Raw genomic sequence first — 11,085 nt, 5'->3', positions numbered from 1 at the left:
GGCCAACCTGACTCGCTCGCAGATCCTGCAGCAGGCCGGCACCGCCATGCTCGCCCAGGCCAACCAGTTGCCCAACAACGTACTGAGCCTGTTGCAGTAAGCCTGAATTGACCAAGCACTGGCTGATCTGACTAGCATCGGATCAGCTGGTTTCGGCAGAGGGCATTCCCGGATTCGGACTATTCGTCCTCTGCCTTTTTTCTCCCCGCTGGTGTTACTACCAATGACATCACGCGCATTTTGGCATTACACTGCATTTATTCCGTAAAAAATGCATATAAATGCAAGATTTCTCCCAAGCCTTTGTTCAAGCCTTTACCCTGATCGGGCAAGCTGACCCCACTTTAATCGACATCATAGCCTTGTCGCTTCAGGTCACGTTCACGGCCGTTTCCATTGCCTGTCTGTTGGGTTTTCCTCTTGGTGCTGCTTTGGCCATTGGCCGTTTTCCCGGTCGAATGGCCTTTGTTGTGTTTCTGAACTCCCTCATGGGGTTACCACCGGTGGTGGTTGGCTTGGTGATCTACCTGTTCTTGTCTGCAGCGGGTCCTTTGGGCTTTCTTCAGTTGCTCTACACCCCAACTGCCATGGTGATTGCGCAGGTGGTGCTGGTTACCCCGATTGTGGCAGCGCTGGCCAGGCAAGTGATTGAAGACCTGTACAGCGAATATGACGAAATGCTGCGCGCCATGAATGCCAGTCGCATTCAAACCATTTGCACTTTGATTGTAGATGCCCGTTATTCGCTGCTGACCAGCGCATTGGCCGGGTTAGGTCGCGCCTTGGCGGAGGTGGGCGCAGTGATTATCGTGGGCGGCAACATTGCCAATGTAACCCGGGTCATGACCACGACCATTGCTCTGGAAACCTCGAAAGGTGAACTGGCGCTGGCACTGGGCTTGGGGATTATTCTGATCGTGCTGTCCATCCTGATTAACGCGGGTCTTTTCTTGCTGAAAAACAGCGCTCAAAAGAGGGCTTATGCTTAAGATGAACAGCGACCTGGCCTTGCTTGCCCCTGCAAAACCGTTTTCAGAACACTTGCCAATTCAGTTTGACGGCGTTCATCTGTCATTCGGCAAGCATCACATATTCAGCAATTTGACTCTTGAAATTGGCGCGCAAGGCATTACCGCGATCATGGGGCCCAATGGCGCTGGCAAAAGTCTTATTTTGCGATTACTGGCGGGCTTGCTGATGCCTGAGCAGGGTTCTGTCCGTTTCAACACACTGAGTCGAGTTCCCCGCGATCAAATTGGTTTTGTATTCCAGCGCCCGGTATTGCTGCGCCGCAGTGTGCAAGACAACCTGTTGCATGCACTGGCCATCGCAGGCGTGGAGCGAGGCCAACGGCCTTTCCGCGCGGATGCCCTACTCGAGTTGGGTGGCATGCAGCACCTCGCAAAATCTCCGGCCAGAAAACTGTCAGGCGGGGAACAGCAACGCCTGACATTGCTGCGCGCTTTGGCGGCAAAACCTGGTTTGCTGATTCTGGATGAACCCAGTGCCAGCCTTGATCCCCAAGCCACAGCATTGATTGAAAACATTGTGCTGCGTGCCAGCCAGTGTGGCGTGAAAGTGATTGTGGTGACCCACGATCAAGGCCAGGCTGCACGGCTTTCCGATGAAGTGATGTTTGTTCACAAGGGCAGGGTTCACGCCATCCAAGCCACCCACGAGTTTTTGAAAACACCTGCCAGTCGTGAGGCGAAAGCCTACCTTGCGGGTGAGTTGTTGATTTAAACGAGGAGATACCATGACTAAAAAAATTCGATTGGTTACAGCATTGTTGGCCACTGGTCTGTTTGCACACGCACATGCTGCCGACAAATTCATTATTGTTCAATCCACCACATCCACCCAAAACTCCGGGCTGTTTGATCACCTGTTGCCCGCATTTAAAGCGGAAACGGGAATTGAAGTTCGCGTGGTGGCTGTGGGCACAGGCCAGGCTTTGAAGAATGCTCAAAATTGCGATGGCGATGTGGTGCTGGTACATGCCAAAGCCGCCGAAGAAAAATTTGTGGCAGACGGTTACGGCGTGAAGCGCATTGACGTGATGTACAACGACTTTGTGGTGGTGGGGCCTGGCAACGACCCAGCCGGTGTGGCGGGCAGCAAAGAGGTGGTGAAATCGTTCAAAGCCATTGCGGATAAAGAGGCTTTGTTTGCTTCACGCGGTGACGACAGTGGTACCCACAAAAAAGAACAGCAGTTGTGGAAGGCGGCCAATGTGGATGTCAAAGCCGCCAGCGGCAAGTGGTATCGCGAAACAGGCTCGGGCATGGGCGCTACCCTGAATACCGGTGTGGGTATGGGTGCGTATGTGTTGGCCGATCGCGCCAGCTGGATTGCCTTTGGCAACAAAGGCAATTTCAAGATTGCGGTGGAAGGTGACCCTACCTTGTTCAATCAGTACGGTGTGATTGCAGTGAACCCGGCCAAGTGCCCCAACGTGAAAACTGACCTGGGCAATACTTTCGTAAACTGGCTGGTGTCACCGAAGGGGCAGGCCACCATTGCCGGTTTTAAACAGAACGGGCAGTCTCTGTTTTTTCCCAACGCTGGCAAATGAGGCGCCCAAATAAGCACCCAATTAAGCCTTAAGAATTCCACACCACGGTGCCCAGTGCCGTGGTGTTGTAACCTTCAAACTGCTGCGCTTTTTTCTTGAATGTACTACTGCTGGTGAACTGAATCAGCTTTTGAAAAGGTGGTTCAAACCACGCTTTGCGGCACACCATCAAATCAAAATTTTCTTGTTGTGTGGGCACAAATCCAAGCCCGAACTGCAAGGCCAAGGCTTGCAAACCCGGCGCTGCATCTGCTTTTCCGCTGGCCACCGCTGCAATGGTGTCATTCTCGGTTCGGCAGGTTTCACAAACATTCAGCGCTGCCAAATCAAGGCCGTGAGTATGCAGCAGGTGTTCAAACAAAATCATGCCGCCTGCGCCAGCCTGGCGAGTGGCAATTTTTAACGCTGGCAGGTCAGCCACACTGTTTATTTGCTTGGGATTCCCGTGGGGCACAATCAAACCCTGTTGCCGCATGGCCCAATGCACCAACACCACATTGCTTGTTGCGAAACGGGTTTGCACCGCATGTGTATTCCAGGCGGTGGGGTTGGTGTTGACATTGAGCACGTGCAAGCCAGTGGCGACTGCACCATGGTTCTCAAACACATCAAGTCCGCTCAGGCTGCCATCAAATTGCATGGCCAACCCGCAACCCGATTCACGAATGGCCCATTCCAGAAGCGGATCATGGCTACCCGCCAGCACATTCAATCGTGCAGTGCTTTTGCTTTCGGATAAAAATTCACCGGTGCGTATCCAGTGCATCAGCTCTGCTTTCGGAAACAGCAGTTTGCCGGTGGCCTTCACGCAGGGAATTTCTTGCGCACTTACCAAGTCGTATAACTGGCGCTCTTTGATGCGCAACAGTTCAGCCACTTCTTTGGTGGTTAAAAATTCGGTGGTGTCCAAACCTGAATTCATGCGGTGCGGGTTTCTTCCAGTTTCGTCAAGTCAATTTCATGAGGCTCAAGCCCGGGGCTGGTACCCATTAAACGTCGAAGGTCATCGATCATCAGATACAGGCAAGGCACCAACAACAGTGTAATGGCTGTGGCAAACAAAATGCCGTACCCCAGTGAAATGGCCATCGGGATCATGAATTTTGCCTGGCGAGAGGTTTCGAAGATCATGGGGGCCAAGCCGCCGAATGTGGAAATGGTGGTCAACATGATCGGCCTGAAACGTCGCACGCCAGAGGTACAAATCGCCTCGTAAGGGCTAATGCCTTCGCGTACCTTTTCGTTGGCGTAATCCACCATCACCAGTGAATCGTTCACCACCACACCCGCCAAGGCGAGAATACCCATCATGGATACAATGCTGATGCTGTAGCCCATCATCAAGTGACCAACTATGGCCCCAAAAATACCAAATGGAATGGCCAGCATCACGATGAAGGGTTGCAGATAGCTTTTGAACGGAATCGCCAACAATACGTAGATCATGAGCAAGGCCACCATAAAACCCTTGCCCAGCCCTCCCAAAGCCTCAGAAAAGTCTTGCTGGCGACCCGCAAAGCTGTAGCTTAAACCGGGATAGTCGGCCATCAATTTTGGCATCAGGTCTTGCACTGTGGCATTTTGTACTTGTTGTGCCTGGTTGCGTGGGTTGACGTTGGCCGTCACTGAAATGGTTCGTCGGCCGTCCCTTCGTGTGATGTTGGCCACGGCGCGCGTGTCGTCGAAGTTCACCAGAGAGTGAAGGGGAACCAAGCTACCTTGCGGTGTACGAATCAGCAAGTCGCGCACATCGGTCTGCGCTGAACGTTCTGTTTCGGGGCGCATCACCAACACCTTCACCTCATTGCGGCCACGTTGCTGGCGCAAGGCTTCCGAACCAAAAAATGCAGCGCGCACTTGTCGACCAATTTCGTTGGAGCTTAGTCCCAGACGTCGCGCTTCCTCTTTCAAGGTAAAGCTAAATTGTTCCTTGCCGTTCTGAAAGCCATCGTCAATTTCGGACACCATGGGGTAATTGGCCAGTTCACGCGCCAATGCTTCGCTGGCTTGACGCAAGGTGTCTACATTGCGGTGGCTAAGCTGCACGGTGAAAGCAGGGCCGCTGCCAGGGCCACCCGAGTCGGCCGCAAAGCGAATGGTTTCTACACCGGGAATATTGCCAACGTCGAGTCGCCATTGATCGGTGAACTCTGCGGTGGGCACGGGGCGTACGCCCGGCGGCGTCAGGTAGGTTCGAACGGTGATGTTGTTTTCATTCACACTGGCATAAATGCCGGTGCTCTGTTGCTCGCCACCCGTGGCTTCCACGGTTTTCAGGGCGCTGGCCACAATGCGGTCGCGCACCAGGTTGACTTGTTCATTGGTGCTTCCCAGCGGCAATTGCGCCCTCACCTCAGACTGATCTGCTTCCACTTGCGGAAAAAGCTCAAAGCCCATACGCCCACTGACAGGCCAACTGATCACCAGCACCATCAGGGCAATGCCAACACCCATAGACAGGTAACGGTATTCGACACACTTGTGAACTATCGGGGTGTAGCGGCGTTCAATAAACAGGCTGAACCCCTTGGAAAACTTTTGTTGCCAGTTGTGAAACCTTCCTTTGGCTTCCTTGCTGTGTGCCAAGTGAGCCGGCAAAATGAAAATCGCTTCCATCAGCGACACCACAAAGACCGTACACACCACCAGGGGTATGACACCCCATATTTTTCCAAGAAATCCAGGCACAAACAGCAATGGCGCAAAGGCTGCAATGTTGGTCAGAATACTGAAGGTAACCGGCACTGCCACGTCGCGTGCACCCTGAATGGATGCGTCCAGCATGCTCATGCCTTGTTGCCGATACTCGTAAATGTTCTCGCCTGCAACAATGGCATCGTCCACCACAATGCCCAAGGCAATGATGAAAGCGAACATGGAAATCATGTTGAAGGTGACCCCGAACAGGGGCAGGAACAACATGGCGCCCAGAAAAGCAATTGGAATACCCATGCTGATCCAGAAGGCCAATTTCCAGTCCAGGAAAATGGTGAGCAATACCATGACCAATATCAAACCCATCACTGCATTTTTGGCCAGCAGTTCCTGTCGTTGTTTGTAGGTGTCTGAGCGATCGCTGACCACGGAAATTTCAATGCCCTCGGGCATTAAAGGGCGTATACGTTCCAGCGCCTCCTGTGTGGCCTCGGAAATTCCGATGGGGGTTTGTTCACCGATTCGCGACACTGAAATTTCAATGGATGGCTTGCCATTGAAGGTGGCGTATTTGTCGATGTCCTGAAAGCCATCGCGCACTGTGGCAATGTCACCGAGCTTCAAGGGAGTACCACTGACTGGCGACACGATCGGCAAGGCGGCGAACTCATTTGCGAAATCCCGCCGCTCGGAAACTCGCAACAGTATTTCGCCGCTTTGGGTTGAAATGCTGCCGCCGGATACTTCAATCACATTGGCGCGAATATTGTCAGCAATGCCCTGCAGCGTCAAACCATAGGCATTCAACTTGGCTTCAGGTACCTCAACATGAATTTCCTGTTCACGAATTTCGGTGAGATCAACCTGAGTGATGCCCGGGTTTTGTAGCAAACCGTCGCGTACTTCTTCGGCTAAATTTCGCAGCGACAGTTCATCGGTGTCACCGTGTACTACCAAAGTGACCACGCCACGTTTGCGCGCAGTCAGCGAGACATTGGGCACTTCGGCATCGCCGGGGAAGGTGGTGATTCGGTCAACTTCTTGTTTGATTCGGTCGTACACGGCTTGTGCATCTTCGGATTCGTCGATTTCAATCACCACGCTGGCTGCGCCTTCATTGGCGGTGGAGTTGACTTCAACAATGCCTTCAATGCTTGAAATGGCCTCTTCGACGGCCAGCACAATGCCTTGCTCAACATCCTCCGGGCTTGCTCCTGGGTAAGCAACAGACACGGTGACCAGGTCCAGTTCGAATTCGGGAAACACCTCTTTGGTCATGTTCATGAATCCGAACACGCCACCGATCAGGCACACCCACATCAGAATGTTGGCCGCCACGGTGTTTTTGGTCATCCAGGCCAATGGGCCTGAGCGGTCTACCCTGCGTCTGCTTGCAGCATTCATGGTTTGACCGCCGCTGGTGTGGGTGAGGGTGGGGTCGACTCATTTGTCCTGATGGCCATGCGGTTCACCGGCGACCCGAGGTTGGAGGTCACGATACTTTCACCATTGTTCAAGCCGCGATCGATCAGCACATACTCGGCTGAGCGGAAGGCAATATTCACCGGGCGAATGTCGAGTTCACCCCCATCATTCACCCACACTTTGTTGTCGTGCACCGAGGCCGGTGCCAGCTTGAAAACATTCTTCAGCTCGATGCCGTCAAAGCGCACCTTCACATATTGGGCCAGCAACAGTGGCTGCAGGTTTTTGTTGTTGCTCTTGTTTTGGCTGCGAGGCACTTCGACCAACACTTGGGCTTGCCGACCATTGTCTTGAACACTGGTTTGCAGGTTCAGCACTGTGCCTTTGTGGCAGCCCTGCTCACTACTGCTGGCATCGCTGACACACACCGTGGAGCCAGCCTGTTTCCCTTCAGGAAATTTGATCCATTTCAAATCAGCTTGCGGCACGGCCACGTTGATCCAGTAGGCTTCACTGCTGGCCAGTACGCCCAGAGCAGTGGTGGCACTGACTTGCGCGCCCACACTTGCTTCACGACTTACCACAACACCATCGAAGGGTGCCCGCAAAATGGTCCGTTCCAGATTCACTTTGGCGCGCTCAACACCCGCCTGGGCAGATTGAACCGTGGCTTTGGCTGCCTCGAGTTGTGGCTTTCGCAGAATGAGTGCACGTTCACGCTCATCCACATTCAAACCGAGCAATTCGAAATCGGATTGGGCCACCACCTGGTTACCCAATTCCGAGGTGAGCGTGGATTGTGCTTGCGCCAGTGCTGCTTGCGCAGTTTGCAATTCAATGCGGTAGTCGGTGTTGTCCAGTTGCACCAACACATCGCCTTTTTTAAACGATGCACCCGGTACAAATTTTGGACCAATGCTTTGCACAGTGCCGCTCACACGCGCTTGCAAGGTAATTTGTTGCTCGGGCTCAACCACGCCATAACCCAGCAAGCTGACGGTGTAGTCTCCGGCTTTGACGGGTTCAGTGGTTACCAGCCGCGCCGTTTTTTCCGGTGGTTTGCGGTTGGCCGTGGGGGCCGTTGCAACCAACACTTCAGAGCCAATTACACCCAGGGCTACTACCCCAATGGCCAGGCCAATTTGTACCCATTTGCGTTTGAAAAAAGATTGATCGCTCATGACTGCTCTGCTGCTGTAGGTTGTGGAATGCTGCCGGACAGTGCCCTGTAAAGGGCAATCCGGAAGCCCACCAATTGTTGTTGTGCGTTCACCAGGTTGCGCCTTAACTGGCTGGTACTTTGTTGGGCATCCAAAATGGCGAGGTAGTCGACCGTGCCGTTGCGATAGCCCGCAAAAAGCCGCTTCAAACTCAGTTCTGCCAGTTCAAGCTGGCGCTGAAAACTTTCCACGGCCTCGCGTTGGCGGGTTTCCTGAATCAGTGCGTTGTCGACATCGGCCAGCGCGTTGATGGCGGCGTCCTGGTATTGCGCCACGGCTTGGTCTAGCAAAGCGCGCTGGCGTTCAACTTCCGCTGAGCGTGCGCCACCATCGAACAAGGGTGCAACCAAATTCACGCTCAGGTTGCGCACCCAGTTGTCGAACAGCAAATCGGAATCGCGGGTTTGATCGCTAAAGCTGGCCCGCAAACTGAGTTGCGGAAACCGGTTGGCAATTGCAGCGGCCACGCTGCGGTCGGTTGCCAGTACCTGAGCCCAAGCCTGTTGTACATCGGGCCGACGATTCAAAAGTTCAGCAGGAAAGCCGGTTGCCGGCACAGGGGGCAGGGTAGGCAGGTTCTCGCGGTTCATGCTGATTGTATTCGGAGGCTGACCTACCAACAGTGCGAGGCTGTTGAGCAGCACATCGCGATTGGCTTGGGCTTGCGCCAGGTTGCCCTGGGCCGACTCGACCAATTGCCGTTGTTGCAACACATCAGACGCCACAGCACCGCCTTGGCGGAATCGCAATTCAACCAACTTCAGGTTGGTCTGAAAACTTTCCAGTTCCGTCTCGAACAGCCTTACGGTTTGGTCCGCCGCCACCCATTGCGCCCAAGTGGTGGCCAATTGACCGGCAATGCTGATTCGCGCCGCATCGAGTTCATAGCGTGTGGCTTGAAGCTGCAATTCAGAGGCCTTGGCCGTGTTGCGAACGCGCGACCACAAATCAATCTCATAACTGGCCACGAACGAAGCTGAGGTAAACAGCCCGCGATTGTTGGTGGCCTGCCCTTGAATACTGGTACCCTTTACGGTGTTTTCCTGCCGCCCAGCATTCAGGGTAAGTGATGGAAAGAAGCTGGCTTGCGCTGCATCCAGGCTGGCTTGCGCAGCACGCAACCTGGCCTCTGTGGCCTCAAGACTCAGGTTGTCAGCCTGTGCCTTTTGCATCAGTGTGTTCAGTTGTTCGCTAGAAAAACCGGTCCACCAGTCCGCAGGGGCTTGTACCGCATTCGGGCTGACCAAGGGTTTAAAAGTCGCATTTTCAAACCGGCTGTCGATTTCTGGTTTTCTGGACTCAACAGTGGTGCAAGCCCCCAGCGATAGAGCCAAGACGAGGGGCAGCAGGGGTTTGAGGTGGTGCTTCATTGTGTCGTTTTTCTTGTTGAGTGCCCATCAGACCACAGTCCAGGGCAGTTTGTTCAGCTGTTAACTGATCTTTACAAAATTGAACTGAAAATCACCATACCCCTGTTTTATTTACTTGGAGGCGAGTTGCCGCAAAGCGTAAACATACCCTTGCCAGCCCAACCCACAAATCACGCCCTCAGCCAGGTCTGAAAAATAGCTGTTGTGGCGAAAGCTCTCGCGTTTGTAAATATTGGACAGGTGTACTTCAATGAACGGGATGGCCACTCCTGCTAGTGCATCACGCAACGCCACGCTGGTGTGGGTGTAACCGGCCGGGTTGATCACAATGCCTGCGATGTCTTCTGTTTTTGCTTTGTGCACACGGTCGATCAATGCGCCCTCGTGGTTGCTTTGAAAGGTCATCAATTCGAAACCGTCGGTGAAAGCAATATTCTTCAAGGCTTTTTCAATGTCAGCCAGGGTCATGTGTCCGTAAATACCGGGCTCGCGCGTGCCCAACAGGTTCAGGTTGGGACCGTTGATCAGCAGCAGTTTTTTCAAGTTTCTTCTCCGGTGCAGGTGTGTTTGAAAAAATAGTAACAAGCAATGCGGTGGGCTAGGGGGTTTCGTCTACACTGCGGACACGTTCGCGCACAAAATAACGACAATTTCGAATAAATCCAAGACAGAGGCAGCTTATGAACACGAACATCGAGGCAATTTTCAATTTGCTGGCAGGTACGGCACGCGGATGGCGTGGCACAGGCATTACCGCCCGCGCCCGTAAAACTCCTGAGAAAGTTTTGAAGCTTTACGACATTGAAATCAGCCCGTTTTGTAGACTGGTACGGGAAGCCCTGAGTGAAATGGACCTGGATGCGATGATTTTGCCTTGCCCGGCAGGTGGAAAGCGTTTTCGTGACGAAGCGCGTGCATTGCTGCCTGGAACCAAGTTTCCAATGCTGGTGGATGAAAATACCGGTGTCGTGATGAATGAATCGGCCGATATCATTGATTACCTGGCCAAAACTTACGACAGCAAACTTCAAAGCCAGAAAGGATTTGGGCGCAAAGTGGCGGTGGGTACCTCGGCGTTGGCCAGCACATTCCAGTATCGAATCGGTGGTTTTCAGGGCATGAAGGCCCGTGCTTCCAAAGCGCCTGTTGAGCCTTTGGTGCTGTACAGTTTTGAAAGCAGCCCTTACTCCAAGCCGGTGCGTGCCCGTTTGTGCGAACTCGAAATTCCGTATCTGTTAAAAAGCACGCCCAAGGGTGCAATGACCGACATGGGCCCACCCATGTTCCGCGACAAGCTGTTTAAAGCACCCCAAGGCACTACGCGCAACCGGGCTTGGCTGGCTGAAAACACCGGCAAAGTGCAGGTGCCTTATTTGATCGATCCGAACACGGGTGTGGCGATGTATGAGTCGAACGATATTCTGCGGTATCTGGACAAGACTTATGGTGCGTAATTCAGGCGTCTTGCTAGGCTTGGGTGCCACACCAACTGGCCTCAGCAAGACTTCTGATCCGGCTTGATGCTTCTGGCTTGGGGCATGCGAATCGCTTAAGCGACTTCGCATCGGTTCCTGGCGGAACCGCCCCGCGCTGCGAAGCCGCCGGGAAGCCTTGCAAAGCCGGCCAGTCAGTGCAGCACCCAAGCCTCGCGTGGAGCCAGATTCTCTCCATGGGCGACGGCATGTGCCGTAGGTCACCGACTCAAGTTTCCGCGCGCTCAGGTTTCGATGCCCTCGCAGCGCCGATCAAGAAAACCTGCCAGTTTGAATTCACCCGCCACGGTCGGCCAAAGGCCGCCACCGAGACTCGGCCCGCCCTTTTGCCGTATATGGACGCCTCC

The 11,085-nt window shown here is 53.7% G+C and carries 10 protein-coding genes; 5 read left to right on the top strand and 5 right to left on the bottom strand.

Annotation, left to right across the window (positions count from 1 at the left end):
• Positions 1-7 precede the first annotated feature (7 nt).
• The 4 genes from B4N58_RS11210 (at position 8) to B4N58_RS11195 (ending at position 2,575) form a co-directional block, all read left to right on the top strand.
• The gene (locus B4N58_RS11210; RefSeq protein WP_291749295.1) at positions 8-100 is read left to right on the top strand and encodes a flagellin; all 93 of its coding nucleotides are present in this window, start codon (positions 8-10) and stop codon (positions 98-100) included.
• Between the two features lie 181 nt (positions 101-281).
• Positions 282-989: an ABC transporter permease gene (locus B4N58_RS11205; protein WP_008253011.1), complete on the top strand. Its 708-nt coding sequence runs from the start codon at positions 282-284 to the stop codon at positions 987-989.
• Positions 982-1,743, top strand: a complete 762-nt coding sequence (locus tag B4N58_RS11200; protein WP_050771265.1) for an ATP-binding cassette domain-containing protein — start codon at positions 982-984, stop codon at positions 1,741-1,743. Before B4N58_RS11205 ends, B4N58_RS11200 begins: the two co-directional genes overlap by 8 nt.
• 13 nt (positions 1,744-1,756) lie before the next feature.
• Positions 1,757-2,575 (top strand): substrate-binding domain-containing protein, encoded by an 819-nt coding sequence (locus B4N58_RS11195; RefSeq protein ID WP_291749287.1) that lies wholly within the window; start codon positions 1,757-1,759, stop codon positions 2,573-2,575.
• Between the two features lie 28 nt (positions 2,576-2,603).
• Here the strand turns inward: B4N58_RS11195 and B4N58_RS11190 are convergent, their stop codons facing one another.
• The 5 genes from B4N58_RS11190 to aroQ form a co-directional block, all read right to left on the bottom strand.
• On the bottom strand, positions 2,604-3,497 hold the full coding sequence (locus tag B4N58_RS11190; RefSeq protein ID WP_291749285.1) for a helix-turn-helix transcriptional regulator: 894 nt from the start codon (positions 3,495-3,497) through the stop codon (positions 2,604-2,606).
• A complete protein-coding gene (locus B4N58_RS11185; protein ID WP_291749283.1) occupies positions 3,494-6,634 on the bottom strand; it encodes an efflux RND transporter permease subunit in 3,141 nt (1,046 codons plus the stop codon). Before B4N58_RS11185 ends, B4N58_RS11190 begins: the two co-directional genes overlap by 4 nt.
• Positions 6,631-7,836 carry an efflux RND transporter periplasmic adaptor subunit gene (locus B4N58_RS11180; protein ID WP_291749279.1) on the bottom strand — a complete coding sequence of 402 codons (1,206 nt, stop codon included), beginning with the start codon at positions 7,834-7,836 and terminating at the stop codon, positions 6,631-6,633. Before B4N58_RS11180 ends, B4N58_RS11185 begins: the two co-directional genes overlap by 4 nt.
• Positions 7,833-9,245: an efflux transporter outer membrane subunit gene (locus tag B4N58_RS11175; RefSeq protein ID WP_291749276.1), complete on the bottom strand. Its 1,413-nt coding sequence runs from the start codon at positions 9,243-9,245 to the stop codon at positions 7,833-7,835. Before B4N58_RS11175 ends, B4N58_RS11180 begins: the two co-directional genes overlap by 4 nt.
• 111 nt (positions 9,246-9,356) lie before the next feature.
• Positions 9,357-9,788 (bottom strand): type II 3-dehydroquinate dehydratase, encoded by a 432-nt coding sequence (aroQ, locus tag B4N58_RS11170; protein WP_008253035.1) that lies wholly within the window; start codon positions 9,786-9,788, stop codon positions 9,357-9,359.
• A 137-nt stretch (positions 9,789-9,925) separates the two neighbouring features.
• Here aroQ and B4N58_RS11165 point away from each other — a divergent pair, with 137 nt between their 5' ends.
• Positions 9,926-10,699, top strand: a complete 774-nt coding sequence (locus B4N58_RS11165) for a glutathione S-transferase N-terminal domain-containing protein (protein ID WP_291749272.1) — start codon at positions 9,926-9,928, stop codon at positions 10,697-10,699.
• Positions 10,700-11,085: the final 386 nt, after the last annotated feature.

The sequence above is a fragment of the Limnobacter sp. UBA3528 genome (assembly GCF_002377005.1).
GTDB lineage: Bacteria > Pseudomonadota > Gammaproteobacteria > Burkholderiales > Burkholderiaceae_B > Limnobacter.
The sequence above is the reverse complement of the archived record's forward strand: the minus strand, read 5'-3'. Positions and strand labels throughout refer to the sequence as shown.